Here is a 19,183-nt window from a genome sequence, read left to right on the forward strand (position 1 = left end):
ACCGTCCATGACAGACGACGCGCCCAGTCAGTCCGAGATTCCCACGAGCGCCGACCGACCCGACAGTCCCATCCACACGACGGGCACCGACCACGTCACTGTCTGGGGGTCGAACGCGGAGGACACCATCGCGTTCTACCGCGACCTCCTCGGGATGCCCCTCGTCCTCCGGCAGCCGAACCTCGACGACCCGAGTCAGACGCACCTGTTCTTCGACACGGGCGACGGCCGCATCCTCACGTTCTTCGTGAGCCCGGACCGCGACAGTCCGCGCGGACAGCGGACGCAGGTCGGTGGCGTCCATCACCTGTGCTTCTCCATCGCGCCCGAGGACTTCGAGGAGACGATGGCAGCGCTCGACGAGGACGGCCGCGGCTACAACGTCTTCGACCGCGGCATCTTCTTCTCGCTGTACACGCGCGACAACAGCGGGCTCGTCATCGAGCTGACGACGGACAAGTACGAGTTCCCCGACGACCGGAAGGGCGAGGTGCTCGCGACCGCCCAGCGCATCCGCGAGGAGGCGGGCGCGGAGTACGCGAAGGACGAGCACCTGAAGGCAGCCCTGGAGGAACTCGGCATCCCCGTCGAGCAGAACGACCTCCCCGACGCGGCGAGCGGTGTCGGCGGCCTCGACTGACGAGTCACGGCTGCGATGGCGACCGAATCGGGGGACTCAACGGCGGTGCGTCACCGAAACCCTCACGGCCGTCACGTGCTAACGTGGTGGTATGGATTCGGAGCGTGCGCGCGTGGTCGTCGTCGGGCTGGCGTGCGTGCTCGCGGTCGCCGCCGCGGCCGCGACGCTCGCCGCTCCCGCGCCGACGGACCAGGCACCCGGCGGCGGGTCGCTCCAGGATGACGGCCCCGCGGACGAACAGGGCGAGGGCGGGGAGTCGAACGCGGACCCGATCGGGAGTCCCGGCCAGCTCGACTTCGACATCGGGGCGTGCGTGCCGTGGCTGTACTCGACGTCGTTCTGGCTCGTCGTCGGCGGCGTGACGGTCGCGGGCTGGCTGTACGCGCGCCACAAGCAGGACGCGCTCGCGGCGACCGCGTACGTCAGCGTGCTCGCACTCCCGTTCACGTTCGTCTGGCTACTTCTCAGCAAGTGCGGGACCGACGAGGAGACGCCCCAGAGCATCGTCCCGAGCGACGTCGTCGCGACGCCGGAGGGCGCCGACGCGACGTTCGGCGTCCTCGGCGAGGCCGGACAGTTCGCGTCGCCGACGTGGGTCGTCGTCGTCGTCGCCGCCGTCGGCGTCGGTGCCGTCGCGCTCGCGCTCGCTCGCGACACCCAGGACGCCGACGACCCGGACGAACCCGTCCCGGAGCCGGTCGACGCGCCCGACGAACACGACGTCGGCGAGCTACGCGAGACCGCGGGGCGAGCCGCGGACCGCATCGAGCGTTCGGCGGGCATCGACAACGAGATCTACCGGGCGTGGGTGGAGATGACCGAGCACCTGGACGTCGACCACCCGGAGTCGAGCACGCCCGGCGAGTTCCGGCGCGCCGCGGTCGACGCGGGCGTCGAGCCGGCGACCGTCGGAGAACTCACGGACCTGTTCGAGCGCGTCCGGTACGGCGACGAACCGCCGACCGAGGCGACGGAGGCACGAGCGGTGGACGCGCTCCGACGGATGGAGACGTCCTCGAGCGACCTCGACGACTTCTGGACCGAGGACGAATCAACGTGACGGGCTTCGAACGCGGACGAAGCGACGTGACAGCACGACCTGCACCAATGCGGTATGGAAACACGTGACGTAAGTGGTTCTTTGACGTTCCACAACCCCTTTAGTTACTACTCTGAAACACCGTATCGATGAAGCGCTCCACCCTACAGGTCGCGCTCGTCGCGCTGCTCGCGGCGACCGCCATCGTCGCCGTCGCCGGGAGCGTCGACGACGCGCAGACCAACGGGGGCGGAGCGGCCCCCAGCGCGCCCGACGTGGCGACCGACACCGCCACCGAACAGACGACGTCCGACCCCACAGACCACACGAACACGCCGGTCGACCGCTCCGGGCGGAACCGCGAGTGCGTCGACGGGTCACAGCGCCCGCTCCTGTGGTTCGGCGTCGTCGTCGGCCTCGCCGGGGTCGTCGGCATCGTCTACTGGCGGCACGGCCAGATGGAGGCGATATCGGTCACGCTGCTCCTCCTCGTCCTCCTGTTCTTCGCGTACTCGCTGTTCGGGCTCTGTACCACCGGCCAGATCCCGCAACCGGAGAACCGCTCCGGGCCCGAAGAGATCAACGACACGCGCACGGACTTCGCTCCCAGCAGTCAAGGGAGCGGCGGCGGCACCGACGGCGAGCAGACGCGGGACCTCCCGCTCGCGCTCGTCGCCGTCGTCGCCGTCGTCGCCGTCGCAGCCGTCGGCGCGGTCCTCGTCACGCGCGGCGAGACCGACGACGACGACCCGTTCGAAGCCCTCGAGGAGGCCGACGAGCACGCCGACGACGAACTCGTCGACGTCGACGAGTTCGCCGCCGCTGCCGGTCGAGCCGCCGACCGCATCGAGGACACCGACGACGTCGACAACGAGATCTATCGGGCGTGGGTGGAGATGACCGAGCACCTGGACGTCGACCATCCGGAGTCGAGCACCCCCGGCGAGTTCGCCGCAGCCGCCGTCGACGCCGGCATCGACCGCGACGACGTCGTCGAACTCACGGAACTGTTCGAGCGCGTCCGGTACGGCCACACCGCCGCGACGAGCGACCGCGAAGCGCGCGCGCTCGACGCGCTCCGCCGCATCGACTCCCAGTACGGAGGTGACGAGGCGTGAACTCCGAGACGGCGACGTCCGCGCTCGGCGTTGCCTTCGTCGTCGTCGGGTTCGCGATGCTGTTCGTCCCGGGCTTCGCCAGCGTCTTCGACGCGAACGAACTGTTCCTGAGCCTCATCGGGCTCGGGTTCGCGCTCCAGACCGTCCGCGTCGTGAACGCGCGCCGACGGACGCCCTACGAGCAAGCCGAGACCGCGGACCCGGAGATCGCCCAGGAGCTCCCCACGCCCGGCGACGACTTCGACGACCTCATGGACCAGGCCGCGGCGGTCCGGTACAGCGGTGACCAGCGCGACGCCGTCCGCGAACGGCTGCACGCCGCCGCGGTCGCCGTCGTCGTCCGCACCGAGGGACTGTCGCGCGAGCAAGCGGTCGAACGCGTCGAGAACGGGTCGTGGACCGACGACCCGTACGCCGCCGCGTTCTTCACCGGCGAGATCAGCGGGACGTCGGTCCTGCAGCGCGTGTCGCTGTTCGACCGGTCGCGCTCGCAGTTCGAACGCTGGGCGACCCACGCAGCGCGGGAGATCGCGGAGTTGAGCGAGGACGAACGATGAGTGCAACGACCGCCACCACCGACGCGACCGAGACCGACGACGCGAGTACGACCGCCGACGACGGAACCGACGTCACGCCGTCGGCCGACGCCGACGTCGAGTTCGACGGTGAGACCGTCGGCGCTCGCGTCATCACGCACCACGAGACCGAGACGCATCACTGGGAGGGCGTCGCCGCCGTCACCACCCTCCTCGGGGGGGCCGGCATCATCTTCCGGTCGCCCGCCCTCCTCCTCGCCGCGGTCGTCGGCATCGCGTTCGTCGCGTACGCGAAGGTCGCCGAACCGCTCCGCGTCGAACTCGCCGTCGACCGCGAGCTCTCGGACGCAGACCCCGACCTCGGCGACGAGATCGACGTCACCGTCCACGTCAAGAACACCGGCGGGTCGACGCTCCCGGACCTCCGACTCGTCGACGGCGTCCCCGAGAGCCTCGAGGTCGTCGACGGGACCGCGCGCGCCGCGACGTTCCTCCGACCGGGCGAACGCACGTCGTTCTCGTACACGGTCGCCGCGAAACGCGGCACGCACGAGTTCCGGACGCTCTCCGTGTACGCGAGAGGGTTCACGGGCGCCATCGAGACCGAGCTCGAACTGGCGGCGTCCACGGAGATGGTCGCGACGCCGTCGTTCGAGGCGACCGCGGAGGTCCCGCTCCGCCAGAAGACGTCGCGGTACGCGGGTCGCGTCGACACGAACACCGGCGGTGAAGGCCTGGAGTTCTACCAGACGCGCGAGTACCGGCGCGGCGACTCGCTGTCGCGCATCGACTGGAACCGCCACGCCCGCACGGGCGAGTTGACGACCGTCGAGTTCCGCGAGGAGAAGGCCGCGACCGTCGTCTGCGTGCTCGACCTCCGCCAGGGCGCGTACGTGCACGGCGAGGACGACAACTTCCACGCCGCCGACCACGGCATCGACGCCGCCGGCCAGGTGTTCGCGACCCTGCTCGAGACCGGTGACCGCGTCGGTATCGGCGCGCTGTCGGCGAGCGACGTCTGGCTCGCGCCCGGACTCGGGAACGAGCACCGCATCCGCGCCGAGGAGCTGTTCGCGACGCATCCCGCGCTGTCGCCGGAACGGCCCGCGGACTACTTCTCGCTCGGGATTGGTCTCCGGAACCTCCGCAAGCGACTGCCGAACGACGCACAGGTCATCATGTTCTCGCCACTCGCCGACGACGAGGTCGCGAAGGCCGCGCGCCTCCTGCACGCGCACGGTCACGCCGTCACGATAGTCAGTCCAGACCCGACCGACCGCGGGACGCTCGGGCATCGCGTCGCGCGCGTCGAACGTCTCGCTCGCATCAGCGCGCTCCGCGAGGTCGGCGTGCGCGTCGTCGACTGGAACGTCGACGACGCGCTCGCGACGACGCTCGCTCGCGCCAGACGGCGGTGGTCCGCATGAGTGCACCCACCGCGGACGGCGCGGACGGCGCCGAGGGCGAGCGCACCGACCATGACGACGACGAACTCGCGGGACGGGAGGTCGACCGACGACCCACGCCGCTGTCGGCGGTCGTCGCACTCGCCGCCGCGAGCGTCGTCGCCATCGCCGCGAGCGTCGGCAGCACCGCCGGCGGTGCACTCGCCGCCCTCGGTATCGTCGCGCTCGCCCCCGGCGTCCTCTCCGGCCGCCCGAAGCTCGTCGACGGCGCCGGACTCGCACTCCTCGGTGGCGTCGCCCTCGGCGGCTCCGGCGACGCGCCGCCGCTCTGGATCCTCGTCGCGACCGTCGCCGCCGTCGTCGCGTGGGACGCCGGCCAGAACGCGGTCAGCCTCGGCGAGCAACTCGGCCGCGACGCCGACACCGCGCGCGCCGAGGTCGCGCACACCGCGGCCACCGCCGCCGTCGGCACGACGACCGCCGGGCTCGCGTACGTCGTCTACCTCGTCGCGGGCGGCGGCCGCCCGCTCTCCGGCGTCATCTTCCTCCTCGTCGCCGTCGCCATCCTCCTCCAGGCGCTCCGGTGACCATCCGGTCGCTCGGTCCGGGGCGAACGGAGCGATGCGCTGCCGACCACGGTCGGGTGGGCGGTTACAAGTGCGCGGACGGACGGTTCGAGCAACCGATGGCCCAGTCACAGCAGCCACACGACCCGACCGACCGCCGGCCCCGCGGCACCGCGAAGTACTGCGCGTACTGCGGGACGAAACTGTTCGAGGACCCGCCGACGGACCGCGAGACCGACGTCGGCCGCCTCCTCGAACGGCCGTTCTGCGACGACGCCTGCGAGGGCGCGTGGAACATCGACGCGACCAGCACCCACACCGGTCCCTGAACTCGACGACAGGGGAGTTCGAGAGGAGAGCGGCGAACTGGACGTTCGGCGGACCGGCGTGCGGTCAGTCGCGCGTCACTCGACGGTCGGCACGGGGACCGATTCGAGGACCGCGTCGACGACCTGGGACTTCTCGACGTTGTTCACCATCGCGTCCGGCGTCAGGACGAGCCGGTGCGCGAGCACGGGCTGGGCGACGCGCTTGATGTCGTCCGGCGTCACGTAGTCGCGACCGACGAGCGTCGCGTACGCCCGGGACGCCTCGAACAGGCGCTGGGTCCCGCGCGGCGACACGCCGACCTCGACGCGCCCGTCCTCGCGCGTCAACCGCGTCAACTGCGCCATGTAGCCGAGCAGGTCCTCGTCGACGGTGACGTCCTCGGGGACCTGCCGGAGGTCTGTGACCTCCTGGTCGCTGAGGACGCGACCGACGCTCGGCGACTGCTCGACGCGGCCCGCGCGCCGGTGAAGGAGCTCGGTCTCGCCCGCTTCGTCGGGGTACCCGATGCTCGACTTCACCATGAAGCGGTCGACCTGCGCTTCCGGGAGCGGGAACGTCCCCTCCTGCTCGACGGGGTTCTGCGTCGCGATGACGAAGAACGGCTGCGGGAGCTGGCGGGTCTCGCCGTCGACCGTGACCTGCGCCTCCTCCATCGCCTCCAAGAGCGCGGCCTGGGTCTTCGGCGGCGCGCGATTGATCTCGTCCGCGAGGACGATGTTCGCGAAGATCGGGCCCTCCTGGAACTCGAACTCGCGCGTCTCCTCGTTGAACACGTGCGTCCCCGTCACGTCCGCGGGGAGGAGGTCGGGCGTGAACTGCACGCGAGAGAACTCGAGGCCGAGGGCGCTCGCCATGGCGCGAGCGGTGAGGGTCTTCCCGGTCCCGGGGACGTCCTCGAGGAGGACGTGTCCGCGGGCGACCGCGCCCACGAGAACGGTCTCGAGGAACTCTCGGTCGGCGATGACGGCGTTACTGATCTCGTCGAGGACGGCGGCACAGTCCTCGCTCGCTTGAGCGACGTCCATGTTCCACCTGAAACCCATACTACAATTTAGTGGTGACGATAACTCACACGGTCACCGAACGAATCGAAACCCATAAAATCATGACCCGCGAATCGCAGGGTGTAGCCGAGGTAGCCTAGCCCGGCCAAGGCGGTTGCTTCGAGAGCAACTGTCCGCAAGGACTCAGGAGTTCAAATCTCCTCCTCGGCGCTTCTTCCAGCACAAGACGAGGAGCGTAGCGAGTCGTCCGTGCTGGAAGAACGCCAGCAGCGTGATTTGAATCAGGGAGCGAACGAAGTGAGCGACCGTGGTTCAAATCTCCTCCTCGGCGCTTCTCGCAGGACAACGACGACGAGCGTCGCGAGCGGTTCGTGTCGTCCGCATCTTCTTGCTCCAGGTGAGCGAACGCGCTGCTGTGACCGAGCACCGGGTCGTCCTTGCGTTCGTCGTCGCCTGCTGGGGCGCGGCGTTTCTCGGGACGCGAGCGGTTGCGCGGTTGCTCGACAGAAGCCTCGACGGTCCGAGACCGGCGGGGGCGCTTCGCGGCCTTCGACGCCCTCGTCGAGCAACGACTCGTTCTCGCCGCCGGCACGCCTGCCAGTTCCTTGTTCGCGGTTCATCCCACGATAGCGACCCGGAAGCGATGCCTAGACGCACTTGATGGCAGATAACTGTCCTCGTAGAGGACTCATGCAGTATAAAACTAGGCGCTTGATTTAAATACCTGCGGTGGTTACAATTGGTTACTGAAGACGGCCGAGTCACGTGCCGAAACCAGCCGACCCGGTCGGTACCCCTCCCCCACACGATGTCAGGTTCCCTCACACGAACGACCGAAGACCGTACAGTCGACCGCAACAGCGTGAAGCGAACGGTAGAGAACGACGAACGAGAGCGAACCGGAGCGCAGACCTGCCCCGAATGCGGTGGACGCGTCGACGCCGACGAGTCACACGGTGAGACCGTCTGCACCGACTGCGGACTCGTCGTCGAGGAGGACGCCGTCGACCGCGGCCCCGAGTGGCGCGCGTTCGACGCCAGCGAACGCGACCAGAAGTCACGCGTCGGCGCCCCCACCACGAAGATGATGCACGACGACGGCCTCTCGACGAACATCGGCTGGCAGAACAAGGACGCCTACGGCAACAGCCTGTCCTCGAACCAGCGCCAGAAGATGCAGCGTCTGCGAACGTGGAACGAGCGCTTCCGTACGCGGGACTCGAAGGAGCGCAACCTCAAGCAGGCCCTCGGCGAGATCGACCGCATGGCCTCCGCAGTCGGTCTCCCGGACGACGTCCGGGAGACCGCGAGCGTCATCTACCGCCGCGCGCTCGCCGAGGACCTCCTCCCCGGCCGCAGCATCGAGGGCGTCGCCACCGCCGCGCTCTACGCGGCCGCCCGCCAGGCCGGCACCCCCCGCAGCCTCGACGAGGTCGCCGCGGTGTCGCGCGTCGACGCGATGGAGTTCAAGCGCGCGTACCGGTACGTCGTCCGCGAACTCAACCTCGAGGTCGAACCCGCGGACCCGCTCCAGTACGTCCCGCGGTTCGCGAGCGAGCTCGGCCTCAGCGACGAGGCCGAACGGACCGCGCGCGAACTCCTCGAAGCCGCGAAGGCCGCTGGCCTGCACTCCGGCAAGTCTCCCGTCGGCCTCGCCGCCGCCGCCGTCTACGCCGCGAGCCTCCTCGCGAACGAGAAGGTCACGCAAAGCGACGTCAGCGACGTCGCGAACGTCAGCGAGGTCACCATCCGCAACCGCTACAAGGAACTCCTCGAGAACGCCGACCGCGACGGCGCGCTCGCCTGAATCCCGTCCGGCCCACCTCGGTCGACCGGTCACGGACCCGAGACTTCTTCCGTGAACCCGCAGCCAACGACGGCGTGCGCTGACCAGCGCGTGCGTCGGTCACGGCTGGCGTCCCACTCGCCGACGCACGCACGCCCCGCCACGGGTGGGCTGCTCGCCATCGCTCCAGCAGCGACGGGTTCGACCGCCTCCCGGCGTCCTCGGTCAGTCCTCGACGCGAACCACGTCGCCGACGTCGACGTCCGCGGCCGCACCGGCCGGCAGTTCGACGAGCGTGTCCGCGCGCGCTCGCCCTAGCCCCAGCCACGGTCGGAGCCGCTTGACGTGCGTGACCTCCTCGTCCGTCAGCCACACCGCGTCGAGAGGGAACGGCACGAACAGCATGTGGACGTCGCGAGCGGCCGCGTCGTCGAACGCGAACACGAGCGCGTACTCCTCGGGGATCGACCGTCGGAACATCAGGCCACGAGCGCGCGCGAGCGTCGACGCGGCGACGTCGACGTCGCTGGCGAGAACGCGCTCCGTCCCGCCGCGGTCGTGGAGAACTCGCATACCGCGTGCTGTCGGTACCAGCACGCAAGAGCGTTCCGGCAACGGTCACCGCTCCCTCGACTCTACTCGAGGTCGCTCGTCTGTGCTCGCGGCCGGTCGGCTGTGCTCGCGCCTGATTCGCGCCGGCGATGCGTATTTGTCGCCACCATCCTAAGCGGCGCGCATGAGACGAATCGAACGGTGGTCGCCGTGAGTCGCGTCGCCGTTCTCGGCGGCGGCGTCGCCGGACTGAGCGCCGCGCACGAGCTCGCGGTACGGGGCGTGGACGTGACCGTGTTCGAGGCGCGCGACCGATTCGGCGGGAAGGCGCGGTCGTTCCCCGGGCCGACCGACGGCGCGCCGCTCCCGGCCGAGCACGGGTTCCGGTTCTTCCCGGGGTTCTACCGGCATCTCACGGCGACGATGGAGCGGATTCCGGACGGCGACGGCGGGTCGGTCGCGGAGCATCTCGTCGCCGTTCCGGAGATGCGGCAGGCGCTGATCGGCGGTGGCCGGACCGTCCCGACGAGCGCGCCGACGACGCTCGCAGGGTGGCGCGAGCGCGTCGCCGACCTCTTCGGCGGGCAGGACGTGCCCGCGGACGAGACCGCGTTCTTCACCGGACGGCTCCTCCAGTTACTGACGTCGAGCGAGGACCGCTGGGAAGCGTACGACGACGTCCCCTGGTGGGAGTTCGTCCGCGCCGAGGAGATGAGCGAGGAGTACCGCACGCACCTGGCGTACGGTATCACGCAGACGCTCGTCGCGATGCGACCCGAGCGGGCGAGTACGCGAACCATCGGCCGCATCTATCTCCAGCTCCTCCAGGACATCTTCGCGCCCGACCGGGACGCGGACCGCATCCTCGACGGCCCGACGAGCGACGTCTGGATCGACCCGTGGGTCGCGTTCCTCGAGCGCGAGGGCGTCGAGTTCCGGCCGTCGACGCCGGTGGGAGCGGTCGAGAGCGACGGTGAGCGCGTCACGGGCGTCGTCGTCGCGGACGCCGACGGCGAACGACGCGTCGCGTTCGACCAGTACGTGCTCGCGGTGCCGCTCGGCGTCGCACGGCGACTGCGGTCGGACGCGCTGGCCGCGGCCGCGCCGTCGCTCCGCGCGCTCGACGACCTCGACACGGCGTGGATGAACGGCGTCCAGTTCTACCTCTCCCGGGACGTGTCGCCGGCCGGGGGGCACGTCGCGCTCCTCGACTCGCCGTGGGCGCTCACCGCGATAAGCCAACGCGAGTTCTGGGCGGACTACGACTTCGACGCGCACCCGGCCGTCGAGGGCGTGCTCTCGGTCGCCATCTCGAACTTCGACGCGCCCGGCCCGGACGGTCGGTCGGCGCGCGAGCACACTCGCGAAGCACTCGGCGACGCGGTGTGGCGGATGGTCCGCGATCACGTCCCCGAACTCTCCGACGACGACCTCGTCGACCGGCAGGTCGACCCCGCGCTCTCGTGGGACGCGGACGTCGGCGAACTCCGGAACGCCGACCCGTTGCTCATCAACACCGTGGGCTCGCGGCGCCGTCGCCCGGACGCGGCGACCGAGTGCTCGAACCTCGCGCTCGCCGCTGACTACGTGCGGACGCACTCGGACCTGGCGAGCATGGAGAACGCGAACGAGGCGGGACGCCGTGCGGCGAACGTCGTCCTCGACCGGCTCGGCGTCCGTGCCGCACGCGCCGGCGTGTGGTCGTTCGACTGGCCGTCGTTCGTCGAACCGCTGCGCGCGCACGACGAGTTCGCCCAGCAGTTCGGCCTCCCGCATCCCGGTAGCGGCAGTGACGTCGTCTGGGACGGGTACCGTCGACTCACGAGCGGACTCCGGTGAACCGAACGCGACCGGGAGAACGAGCGAGAACGCGAACCGACGTCGACGTTACTTGAAGCGGAACGTCTCGAGGTTCTTCGGGGCGAACGTCCGCATGTTGAAGTCGTGGTAGAGCGACGACGACAGGTCCTGCACGCTGGACTCGTCGCCGTGCACGCACAGCACCTTCTCGGGGCGCGGGTTCATGGTGCGCACGAAGTTCTCGAGGCCCTGGCGGTCGGCGTGCCCGGAGAACCCGTCGACGGTCTCGACGTGCATCTGCATCGTCATCGTGTTCCCGCGGCCACCGTCGCGACTGACGGGGATCTCGTCCCAGCCGTTCTGGATGCGGCGCCCGAGCGTCCCCTGGGCCTGATAGCCGACGAACGTCATCGTCGAATCCTCCTCGCTGCCGAGGTGGCGGAGCCAGGACATGATCGGGCCGCCGGTGACCATCCCGCTCGTGGAGAGGATGATACACGGGCCGCCGTCAGCGACCTCTTGGCGCTCTTCCTCGCCGCCGTCGATGTGATTGAAGTGGTCGGCGAGGAACGGGTTCTCGTCGTCGTGGAAGATGCGGTCGCGGAGGTCGTCGCGGAGGTACTCGGGGTACGTCGTGTGGATCGCGGTCGCCTCCCAGATCATCCCGTCGAGGTGCACGGGCATCTCCGGGATGTCGCCGTTCCGCATCGCCTCCTCGAGGACGAGCATGAGTTCCTGACTGCGGCCGACCGCGAACGCGGGGATGAGGACCTTCCCGCCGCGGTCGTGGGTCGTGTTGATGACCTCCTTGAGTTTGCGCTCGGAGTCCTCTTGGTCGGTCTGGTAGTCGTTCCGACCACCGTACGTGGATTCGAGGACGAGCGTCTCGACGCGCGGGAAGTCGTTCACGGCGCCGTTGAACAGGCGCGTGTCGCTGTAGTGGATGTCGCCGGAGAACGCGACGTTGTAGAGGCCGTCGCCGATGTGGAAGTGACTGACCGCCGACCCGAGGATGTGGCCGGCGTTGTGGAACGTGAGCTTCACGTCCGGCGCGATGTCGGTGACGTCGCCGTACTCGAGGGGGATGCAGTGCTTGATCGCCTCCCGGACCTGCTCGGAGTCGTACGGCGGCGTGCGGCCTTCCTTCGCGGCGACGTCGAGGTAGTCGAGCGTCAGGAGGCCCATGAGGTCCCGCGTCGGTTCGGTACAGTAGATGGGGCCGTCGTAGCCGTACTTGAACAGGAGCGGGATGAGCGCGGAGTGGTCGAGGTGCGCGTGCGTGAGGACGACCGCGTCGAGCGAGTTCGCGCCGGAGCCGAGGGCTTCGGGCACCTGGAGGTAGGGAACTTCGCCTTCGGCGCCGGGCTTGTCACCGCAGTCGATGAGGATGCGCGTCTCGGGCGTCGACAGGATGAACGCAGCGCGGCCGACCTCGCGACAGCACCCGAGCGTCGTGATGCGGACCCACTCGTCGTCCTGCATCTCCTCGCGGTGGATCTGGCGGCCGACCTTCTCCAAGATGTCGCGGCGGTCGTCGCGCTCCTGCTTGAGGAAGCTCCGGACGTTCGACACCGTCGAGGACTCGATGGGGGGCGTGCGGACGACCTCGGGCGTCCAGCCGACCTCCTTCGTTATCTCGCGGAGCGTCGAGCCGTGGCGCCCGATGACCATCCCGGGCTTCTGGGCTTCGATGACGACCTCGCCGGTGTCCGCGTGGAAGTCGAGGTCGGTCACGCCAGCCTCCTCGGGGATGACCGCCATGATCTGCTCGCGGGCTTCCTCGGGGTGACTGAGGACGTCCGGGTCGGGGCGGACGGTGATGCGCTTGCGGAGTTTGGAGGCGAGTTGCCGGATGAGGTCGCCCTGCTGGGCGAACTTCTTCGGGTCGCGCGTGTACACGACCAGTTCCGGGCCCTCGTACTTCACGTCGGAGACGGTGATGTCGTCGGGTATCTCGCTCGTGATCTCTGCCTTCAGGTCGTCGAGTTGTCGGTCTACTGAACTCATGAGTGCTGCAGATGTGGGGTCCAGCGAGCGCGAACGCGCGTTCGTGCTCGCAGGGGGTCCCTGGACGCGCCGCGGGGCTGGTCGTCGCCGTCGCGGCGACGGCGAGGGACGCGTGAGCGGAACGTGGACTGTCGATTACAGCAGTAGTTCATCGGTTAGTGTGCCCCGGGCCGGCTGACCGCTCGTACGGTTCGTCGCCCACTGGGGGGAGTCCAGGGAGAACCCGCTTACTCGACGGTTACTCCGCGGAGTTATAAAAGCCTTCGCAAACTTGAGGCGCCCTCGCACGGTAGCGGCGGGTATGGACGTCACGCCGACGATGGTCGCCGGCGAGTACGAGTGGGTGCGCGAGCGCGAGGACGTCGTGGTCCCGCTCGTGAACGCGGTCCGCGAGGACCTCGGCGCGCTATTCGGGCTCGACGTCGGGTCCGTCGACGCCGCCCAGTATCGGGCGGTGGTGGACGAGACGTTCGCCGACGGGGACCGCGCGGTGAACGTCGCCGCGCTCGTCGCGCTCCTCCGGGACCTGGACGTCGACGGCGACTATCCGGGGTTCGTCGTCGACGAGGTACTGGGCCGGGAGCTCGCGGGCACGATCGCCGGCGGGCAGCCCCTCAGGTTGCTAGGGGAGGCGACGTTCCACTTCGCCGATATCCACACGCACGGGGACGACGACGAGGCTGCGGGCGCGGACGACCTCGACGCCGCGCTCGCCGCGGGCGTCCAGGAGCGCGTCCCCGGCTGGGGGTGGACCGAGGAACCGAGTCCGTTCGCGGTCGAGGCGGCCGTCGAGCGTGCGGACCGATAGTCGAACTCGCCTCGAACCGTTCGCGGTGAAACCCGCGTTGCAGTCTCGACAAAGCACTTACGCTGCGTGGCCGCTGGTGGACGTATGCCTTCACGTTCTCGCCGTGCCCTCCTGGCGAGTGCGCTCCCGGCTCTCGCTGCGACCGCCGGCTGCCTCGACGCCGGCGCCGGTCCGGGGGCGACCGACACCCAGGGGACGCGGTCGACGACCACCGACGGGACGACCGACGACGCCGGCGACGGCGACGACGCCGGGCCCGCGAAGCGACACGACGTCGACGGCCGGTCGGTCGAACTGGTGTCGGCGCGGACGTCGAGCGCCATCGTCACGCTCCTCGCCGGCGCGCACCCGAGCGTCAGCGCGGACGCCGACCGCCAGTACGTCGTCGTCGAACTCGACGTCTCCGGGGACGACGCGCAGGCGGCCGCCGAGGCCGCCTGCGAGCTGCGCGTCGACGGCGACGCCGTCGACCCGGTTCGCGACTCGGTTCAGCCGTTCACCGACGGCGTCCACCTCGCGTTCGCGCTCGCGCTCGACGTCGACCCCGGAGACGTGTCGCTCGCGTGGAACGGCGACGCCGAGACCGTCGTCTTCCCGTTGCCCGCGACCGTCGCGGCGTCGCTCGCTGCCCCGCCGGCGTTCGAGGTGCGGTCGTTCGACGTCCCCGGGACGGCCGACGGCGACGAGGTCGAGGTGTCGTTCACGGTCGCGAACGTCGGCGAGGGCGACGGCGAGTTCCTCGCGGAGCTCGGGACGCGCGCGGTCTCCGACCAGGGCGAGATTCGCGTGCCGGTCGCCGCAAACGAGACGCGGACGGTGACGGAGACGGTGGGACTGGTCCCGAGCGTGGACGACCAGCGGGTCGTCCTCGACTGGGGGTCGGGGCAACTGGTGCGAACGGTCCAGGTGCCAACGACCACGGAGTGACCTCGGACAGGGTGCCGACGACGACCGAGCGACTTAGTGGGTCGCGGCCGTCGCCCCGAGCGTGACCGACGACGCGACCGACTCGACTGGCCGCGGCCGGGTGCTCGACACGTACGTCGCGGCGCTCCAGCACGACCTCGCGGACGTCGGCGACGCGACGCGCGTCGGCGTCGTCCGGCGGCCGACGCGGTGGTTCTCGGGGAGCGTCGACGAGAACGAGCCGGCGCTCGCACCGCCCGAGACGCTGCTCGACGAGACGAAGCAGCGCCAGGAGGACTTCGAGATGCGAGGCGTCTGCGAGCGGGAGGCGCACAACGAGGCGTGGCTGGAGACCGACTTCGCGGCGCGCTATCGCGCGCACCTCGAGTCGGACGCGGACGCCGCCGTCGCGCTGGAATCGCTCGCCGAACGCGTCCGCGACGGCGAGCCCGTCGCGCTCGTCTGCTTCGAGAACACCGACACGAAGCGCTGTCACCGCACCATCCTGCGGGACGTCATCGAATCGCGCCTCGCTGCCGACGACGACTGACCAGGGCTCCGCGTCCGAACGTCTGGCCTGGCGTCCGCGAACGGCTGACTTGGCGTCCGCGTCCGAACGCTTGATTGTCCCCGCGCGCTCACGGTCGGGCATGGACGAGGGGTCGACCGCGAGCGAGGCGACCGCGGGTGGCGACGGAGCGGAAGACGGCGTCTGGACCGAGCACGCCGACGTGGACGTCGCCGAGCGCGTGCCGAGCGCGGCGTTCGCGAGCGAGCGCGACGACGCGACCATCTGCTATCCGCTCCGCGGCGAGTTGCCGCTCGCGAGCGACGACGAACTCCTCATGATCCGCAAGCGCCGCGGGCTCGGCGCGGACCTCTACAACGGCCCCGGCGGGAAGGTCGAACCCGGCGAGACCGTGCGAGAGGCGGCTGCGAGGGAGACCCGCGAGGAGACGGGCGTCGACGTCGCCGGGTTGCTCAAGCGCGGCGAGTTCGACTTCTACTTCGGCCGCGAGCACGTGTTCTGCTGTCACGTCTACGTCGCCCGCGAGGCGTCGGGCGAACCGACCGAGACGCCGGAGGCGTTCCCCGAGTGGCGCGCCCGCCGGGACGTGCCCTACGACGAGATGTGGGAGGACGACGAACTCTGGCTGCCGCACGTCCTCGACGGCGACACCATCCGCGGCGTCTTCTACTTCGACGCGGACGGCGATGAACTGCTCGCGCACGACGTCGCGGTCGCGGTCGCGCTCGACGACGACTGAACCGAGACCAGTGGGGAAGGCGGCCACGGGCTTCAGTGGCCTTAAGGTCGCGGTCGGCGTCGGTTCGCTCAATGAGTGGCGAGCAGGAACTCGGCGTGACGGAGAGCAAGAACCACAACACGGGCGAGTGGTACGCGGAGGTCGTCCAGAAGGCGAAACTCGCGGACTACGCGCCGATGGGGGGCTTCATCGTCACCCGACCGCGCGGCTACGAGCTCTGGGAGCGCCTCCAGAACCACCTCGACGGGTGGTTCAAGGAGACGGGCGCGCGGAACGCGTACTTCCCGGTGCTCATCCCGGAGTCGTTCCTCGAACGGGAGGCGGACATCGTCGAGGGGTTCGACCCGGAGGTCGCGTGGGTGACGCACGGCGGGTACGACGAGCTCGAGGAGCGCCTCGCGGTGCGCCCCACCAGCGAATCGATCATCACGCCGTTCATGAGCGAGTGGACGCGCAGTCACCGCGACCTGCCGATGCGCCTGAACCAGTGGTGTAGCGTCATCCGGTGGGAGGCGACGGAGACGAAGCCGTTCTTCCGGACGAAGGAGTTCCTCTGGCAGGAGGGGCATACGGCGCACGCGACCGAGGACGGCGCGCTCGACGAGGTCATGATGCGGCTCGGGCAGTACGAGCGCCTCTACGAGGACGTGCTCGCGATCCCGGTGCTGCGCGGGAAGAAACCCGAGCACGACAAGTTCCCGGGCGCGGACGTGACGACGACCGTCGAGGCGCTGATGCCCGACGGGAAGAGCGTGCAGGGCGGGACGAGTCACGCGCTCGGGCAGTCGTTCGCGGAGGCGTACGACGTGACGTACACGGACGAGAACGAGGACGAGAAGACGGCGTGGACGACGTCGTGGGGGCTGTCGTGGCGCGCGCTCGGTGCGCTCATCATGACCCACAGCGACGACCAGGGGCTCGTGCTGCCGCCGGCGGTCGCGCCCGAGCAGGTCGTCATCGTCCCCATCTGGCAGGAGGACACCAAGGACGAGGTGCTCCAGTACGCGACGGAGGTCGCGGCGGAACTGGAGGACGCCGGGGACGTTCGCGTGCATCTCGACGACCGCGACGAACGCAATCCGGGGTTCAAGTTCAACGAGTGGGAGCTCAAGGGCGTCCCGCTCCGCATCGAGATCGGCCCGAACGAGGTCGACGACGAGGTCGTCACCGCGGTCCGGCGGTCGGACAACCAGAACACGAAGCGCGAGCTCGACCGGACCGAGCTCGTCGACGAGGTCGACGAGCAACTCGACACGGTGTTCGACGAGCTGTACGCGAACGCCGCCGAGAACCTCGCGGAGAACGTCCGCACGGCCGACGAGCCCGAGGAGATCATGGGGACCATCGGCCAGCACGGCGGGTTCGTGAAGACGGCGTGGTGCGGCGACGAGGCGTGCGAGGAGGTCATCAAGGAGAAGGTCGCCGCGGAAATCGCGATGCTGCCATTGGAGGACGGCGTGGCGCCGGAGGCGGCCGTCGAGGGCGGCGAAGAGGTCGAGGTCGAGGGCGACGAGTGCACGATGTGTGGCGAGGACGCGACCGAGGTCGCGTACTTCGCGAAGACGTACTGACGGGGTCGCGCGCCGGGGCGGTACTCGCGGGTCGATATCGCCGATACGCTCTTATCCGAGCGGTCGAAATGTTCTGACGATTACTGGTTCGTCCTTCATGTTCGACGATACGACGTCCTCCGTTCTGGAGTCGTTCCCCGGTGCCGTGTTCGTCGTGACGCGCGACGGTCGCGTCTCGACGGGGAACGACCGGTGTTCGGTCCTGTTCGGCCGAGACTTCGACGACCTCGTCGGCGACCACCTTCGCGCTCTCGTCGAGGAGGGGTTGCTCGCGAGTCGGACGTTCGAGGCGTACCAGGACGCGGCGGCGTCGCTGTCGGCGGAGTCCGCGACGGAGGTGACCTTCGAGGCGCGCGCTCGCCGTGCCGGCGAGGGGTCGTGGTACCTCTACGAGGCGACGGTGACGCCGTTCCGGCGGGACGGGGAGACGCGCGGGTTCGTGTGGTCGTTGACGGACCTGGGGACGAGCGAGCGGTACGACGAGACCGTCGAGGCGCTGCACGACGCGACCCGGAACCTGATGACGGCGGACACGCCGGCGGACGCGTACGAACGCTGCGGGGAGGCGGCGGACGACGTCCTCGGGTTCCCGGGAACGGCGGTCCGCGAGTACGACCCCGAGGCGGACGTCCTGCGGCACGTGACGTTCGGTGGACGGGTCGAGGACATCGACGAACGGCCGCCGTATCCGGTGGACGATTCGCCGCACGGGCGGGCGTTCCGGAACGGGAAGACGGTCGTGGACGAGATCGGGCCGGACGACCCCTACGAACGGGACGCGTTCGCGTTCACGATGTACGTCCCGATCGGCGAGTTCGGCGTGTTGTCGCTCGGGAAGTTCGGCGACCAGTTCGACGATTCGGACCGGCGGTTCGCGGAGATCCTCGCGGAGAACACGGCGGCCGCGATCCAGCAGGCGCGCCAGCGCGAGCAACTGCACGAGCAGCGGGAGGCGTTGGAGCGCCAGAACGAGCGCCTCGACGAGTTCGCGAGCGTGGTCGCGCACGACCTCCGGAACCCGCTGAGTCTCGGCCGGGGGTCGTTCGAGCTGTACAGGGAGACGGGCGACCCGGGGACGGCCCGGGACGTGGAGTACGCGTTCGAGCGCATGGAGTCGATAATCGAGGAGGTGCTGACGCTGGCTCGCGAGGGCGAGGACGTGGACGAGACGACGGAGGTGGACGTCGCGTCGGTCGCGCGCGAGGCGTGGGGGAGCGTGAGTGCGTCCGCGTCCTCGCTGGAGGTTCGTGAGCCGGGTGTGGTGGCGGCGGACCGCGACCGTCTCCTGCAGGTGTTCGAGAACCTGTTCCGGAACGCGCAGGAGCACGCGATGACGGCGGGCGGGGAGCGCGACGTGGCGTCGGGCGAGCCGGACGGTGGGCGTGCGGGCGTGACGGTGGTCGTGGATGCGCTCGCGGACGGCTCCGGGTTCTTCGTGGCGGACGACGGGGTGGGTATCCCGCCTGGGAAACGCGAGCGCGTGTTCGAGGCGGGGTACTCGACGAGCGACGGGGGGACGGGTCTCGGGCTCGGTATCGTGTCTCGTATCACGCGAGCGCACGGGTGGGAGCCGGCGGTCGCGGAGAGCGAGCAGGGTGGGGCGCGCTTCGAGTTCCACGTCGCCTGAATCGGGCGTCGGGGTGCGTCGCCCGTTCGGACGGTCAGTTCTCGACCGCGAGTTCTACTCTCTCTACAGGCGCTGCAAGGAAGTGTTTCTCGACCGTCCGTCCAGGGTTATCGGAGACTGGTTGTGGAACGTGTGTCCTCGTCTGAGAACGCTCCGTGGATGGGAACCGTCGACGAACACCTTATATCTCCTAGTGGGGGATTAAGAGCCCCTTAGTGA

18 protein-coding genes and 1 tRNA gene are annotated in these 19,183 nt (G+C 69.7%); 16 read left to right on the plus strand and 3 right to left on the minus strand.

Features of this window, described 5'->3' with window-relative positions; translation table 11 throughout:
• The first annotated feature begins 7 nt into the window (after window positions 1-7).
• The 7 genes from SM754_RS03375 (at window position 8) to SM754_RS03405 (ending at window position 5,634) form a co-directional block, all read left to right on the plus strand.
• Window positions 8-640: a VOC family protein gene (locus SM754_RS03375; protein ID WP_323674801.1), complete on the plus strand. Its 633-nt coding sequence runs from the start codon at window positions 8-10 to the stop codon at window positions 638-640.
• 91 nt (window positions 641-731) lie between these two features.
• Window positions 732-1,700, plus strand: a complete 969-nt coding sequence (locus SM754_RS03380; protein ID WP_323674802.1) for a DUF4129 domain-containing protein — start codon at window positions 732-734, stop codon at window positions 1,698-1,700.
• 128 nt (window positions 1,701-1,828) lie between these two features.
• Complete coding sequence (locus tag SM754_RS03385; RefSeq protein ID WP_323674803.1) at window positions 1,829-2,797, plus strand: DUF4129 domain-containing protein; 969 nt, start codon at window positions 1,829-1,831, stop codon at window positions 2,795-2,797.
• Window positions 2,794-3,354: a DUF7269 family protein gene (locus SM754_RS03390; protein WP_323674804.1), complete on the plus strand. Its 561-nt coding sequence runs from the start codon at window positions 2,794-2,796 to the stop codon at window positions 3,352-3,354. The genes SM754_RS03385 and SM754_RS03390 overlap by 4 nt, the downstream gene beginning before the upstream one ends.
• Window positions 3,351-4,760 (plus strand): DUF58 domain-containing protein, encoded by a 1,410-nt coding sequence (locus tag SM754_RS03395; protein ID WP_323674805.1) that lies wholly within the window; start codon window positions 3,351-3,353, stop codon window positions 4,758-4,760. The genes SM754_RS03390 and SM754_RS03395 overlap by 4 nt, the downstream gene beginning before the upstream one ends.
• On the plus strand, window positions 4,757-5,326 hold the full coding sequence (locus SM754_RS03400; protein WP_323674806.1) for a DUF7519 family protein: 570 nt from the start codon (window positions 4,757-4,759) through the stop codon (window positions 5,324-5,326). The genes SM754_RS03395 and SM754_RS03400 overlap by 4 nt, the downstream gene beginning before the upstream one ends.
• A 98-nt stretch (window positions 5,327-5,424) precedes the next feature.
• Window positions 5,425-5,634: a hypothetical protein gene (locus tag SM754_RS03405; protein WP_323674807.1), complete on the plus strand. Its 210-nt coding sequence runs from the start codon at window positions 5,425-5,427 to the stop codon at window positions 5,632-5,634.
• Between the two features lie 75 nt (window positions 5,635-5,709).
• Here SM754_RS03405 and SM754_RS03410 read toward each other — a convergent pair whose 3' ends face one another.
• Complete coding sequence (locus SM754_RS03410; RefSeq protein ID WP_323674808.1) at window positions 5,710-6,660, minus strand: AAA family ATPase; 951 nt, start codon at window positions 6,658-6,660, stop codon at window positions 5,710-5,712.
• 104 nt (window positions 6,661-6,764) lie between these two features.
• Here SM754_RS03410 and SM754_RS03415 point away from each other — a divergent pair.
• Window positions 6,765-6,849: transfer RNA gene (locus SM754_RS03415), tRNA-Ser, on the plus strand.
• Between the two features lie 598 nt (window positions 6,850-7,447).
• Window positions 7,448-8,446: a transcription initiation factor IIB gene (locus SM754_RS03420; RefSeq protein ID WP_323674809.1), complete on the plus strand. Its 999-nt coding sequence runs from the start codon at window positions 7,448-7,450 to the stop codon at window positions 8,444-8,446.
• Between the two features lie 204 nt (window positions 8,447-8,650).
• On the opposite strand, the gene SM754_RS03425 is transcribed toward SM754_RS03420, so the two are convergent.
• Window positions 8,651-8,998 (minus strand): DUF192 domain-containing protein, encoded by a 348-nt coding sequence (locus SM754_RS03425; protein WP_323674810.1) that lies wholly within the window; start codon window positions 8,996-8,998, stop codon window positions 8,651-8,653.
• Between the two features lie 189 nt (window positions 8,999-9,187).
• Here SM754_RS03425 and SM754_RS03430 point away from each other — a divergent pair, with 189 nt between their 5' ends.
• Complete coding sequence (locus tag SM754_RS03430; protein WP_323674811.1) at window positions 9,188-10,816, plus strand: hydroxysqualene dehydroxylase; 1,629 nt, start codon at window positions 9,188-9,190, stop codon at window positions 10,814-10,816.
• A 48-nt stretch (window positions 10,817-10,864) separates the two neighbouring features.
• Here SM754_RS03430 and SM754_RS03435 read toward each other — a convergent pair whose 3' ends face one another.
• Window positions 10,865-12,784 carry a beta-CASP ribonuclease aCPSF1 gene (locus SM754_RS03435; RefSeq protein WP_323674812.1) on the minus strand — a complete coding sequence of 640 codons (1,920 nt, stop codon included), beginning with the start codon at window positions 12,782-12,784 and terminating at the stop codon, window positions 10,865-10,867.
• Between the two features lie 301 nt (window positions 12,785-13,085).
• On the opposite strand from SM754_RS03435, the gene SM754_RS03440 reads away from it, so the two are divergent.
• From SM754_RS03440 to SM754_RS03465, 6 genes are all read left to right on the plus strand, one after another.
• Window positions 13,086-13,592: a DUF7984 family protein gene (locus SM754_RS03440; protein WP_323674813.1), complete on the plus strand. Its 507-nt coding sequence runs from the start codon at window positions 13,086-13,088 to the stop codon at window positions 13,590-13,592.
• An 84-nt stretch (window positions 13,593-13,676) separates the two neighbouring features.
• Window positions 13,677-14,519 (plus strand): hypothetical protein, encoded by an 843-nt coding sequence (locus SM754_RS03445; RefSeq protein WP_323674814.1) that lies wholly within the window; start codon window positions 13,677-13,679, stop codon window positions 14,517-14,519.
• A gap of 61 nt (window positions 14,520-14,580) precedes the next feature.
• The gene (locus tag SM754_RS03450; RefSeq protein WP_323674815.1) at window positions 14,581-15,048 is read left to right on the plus strand and encodes a DUF488 domain-containing protein; all 468 of its coding nucleotides are present in this window, start codon (window positions 14,581-14,583) and stop codon (window positions 15,046-15,048) included.
• A gap of 100 nt (window positions 15,049-15,148) precedes the next feature.
• Window positions 15,149-15,766 carry an 8-oxo-dGTP diphosphatase gene (locus tag SM754_RS03455; RefSeq protein WP_323674816.1) on the plus strand — a complete coding sequence of 206 codons (618 nt, stop codon included), beginning with the start codon at window positions 15,149-15,151 and terminating at the stop codon, window positions 15,764-15,766.
• Window positions 15,767-15,837: 71 nt separating this feature from the next.
• Complete coding sequence (proS, locus tag SM754_RS03460; protein WP_323674817.1) at window positions 15,838-17,337, plus strand: proline--tRNA ligase; 1,500 nt, start codon at window positions 15,838-15,840, stop codon at window positions 17,335-17,337.
• A 97-nt stretch (window positions 17,338-17,434) separates the two neighbouring features.
• The gene (locus tag SM754_RS03465; RefSeq protein ID WP_323674818.1) at window positions 17,435-18,964 is read left to right on the plus strand and encodes a GAF domain-containing sensor histidine kinase; all 1,530 of its coding nucleotides are present in this window, start codon (window positions 17,435-17,437) and stop codon (window positions 18,962-18,964) included.
• Window positions 18,965-19,183: the final 219 nt, after the last annotated feature.

Source organism: Halorubellus amylolyticus (assembly GCF_034808145.1).
Taxonomy (GTDB): domain Archaea; phylum Halobacteriota; class Halobacteria; order Halobacteriales; family Natrialbaceae; genus Halorubellus.

Excerpts from the sequence above, each read along its gene's own strand:
- SM754_RS03455 (WP_323674816.1), top strand. The coding sequence starts at position 15,149 with ATGGACGAGGGGTCGACCGCGAGCGAGGCGACCGCGGGTGGCGACGGA.
- SM754_RS03410 (WP_323674808.1), bottom strand. The coding sequence starts at position 6,660 with ATGGACGTCGCTCAAGCGAGCGAGGACTGTGCCGCCGTCCTCGACGAG.
- SM754_RS03445 (WP_323674814.1), top strand. The coding sequence starts at position 13,677 with ATGCCTTCACGTTCTCGCCGTGCCCTCCTGGCGAGTGCGCTCCCGGCT.
- SM754_RS03385 (WP_323674803.1), top strand. The coding sequence starts at position 1,829 with ATGAAGCGCTCCACCCTACAGGTCGCGCTCGTCGCGCTGCTCGCGGCG.
- SM754_RS03420 (WP_323674809.1), top strand. The coding sequence starts at position 7,448 with ATGTCAGGTTCCCTCACACGAACGACCGAAGACCGTACAGTCGACCGC.
- SM754_RS03405 (WP_323674807.1), top strand. The coding sequence starts at position 5,425 with ATGGCCCAGTCACAGCAGCCACACGACCCGACCGACCGCCGGCCCCGC.
- SM754_RS03380 (WP_323674802.1), top strand. The coding sequence starts at position 732 with ATGGATTCGGAGCGTGCGCGCGTGGTCGTCGTCGGGCTGGCGTGCGTG.
- SM754_RS03425 (WP_323674810.1), bottom strand. The coding sequence starts at position 8,998 with ATGCGAGTTCTCCACGACCGCGGCGGGACGGAGCGCGTTCTCGCCAGC.
- SM754_RS03400 (WP_323674806.1), top strand. The coding sequence starts at position 4,757 with ATGAGTGCACCCACCGCGGACGGCGCGGACGGCGCCGAGGGCGAGCGC.
- SM754_RS03395 (WP_323674805.1), top strand. The coding sequence starts at position 3,351 with ATGAGTGCAACGACCGCCACCACCGACGCGACCGAGACCGACGACGCG.
- SM754_RS03465 (WP_323674818.1), top strand. The coding sequence starts at position 17,435 with ATGTTCGACGATACGACGTCCTCCGTTCTGGAGTCGTTCCCCGGTGCC.
- SM754_RS03375 (WP_323674801.1), top strand. The coding sequence starts at position 8 with ATGACAGACGACGCGCCCAGTCAGTCCGAGATTCCCACGAGCGCCGAC.
- proS (WP_323674817.1), top strand. The coding sequence starts at position 15,838 with ATGAGTGGCGAGCAGGAACTCGGCGTGACGGAGAGCAAGAACCACAAC.
- SM754_RS03440 (WP_323674813.1), top strand. The coding sequence starts at position 13,086 with ATGGACGTCACGCCGACGATGGTCGCCGGCGAGTACGAGTGGGTGCGC.
- SM754_RS03435 (WP_323674812.1), bottom strand. The coding sequence starts at position 12,784 with ATGAGTTCAGTAGACCGACAACTCGACGACCTGAAGGCAGAGATCACG.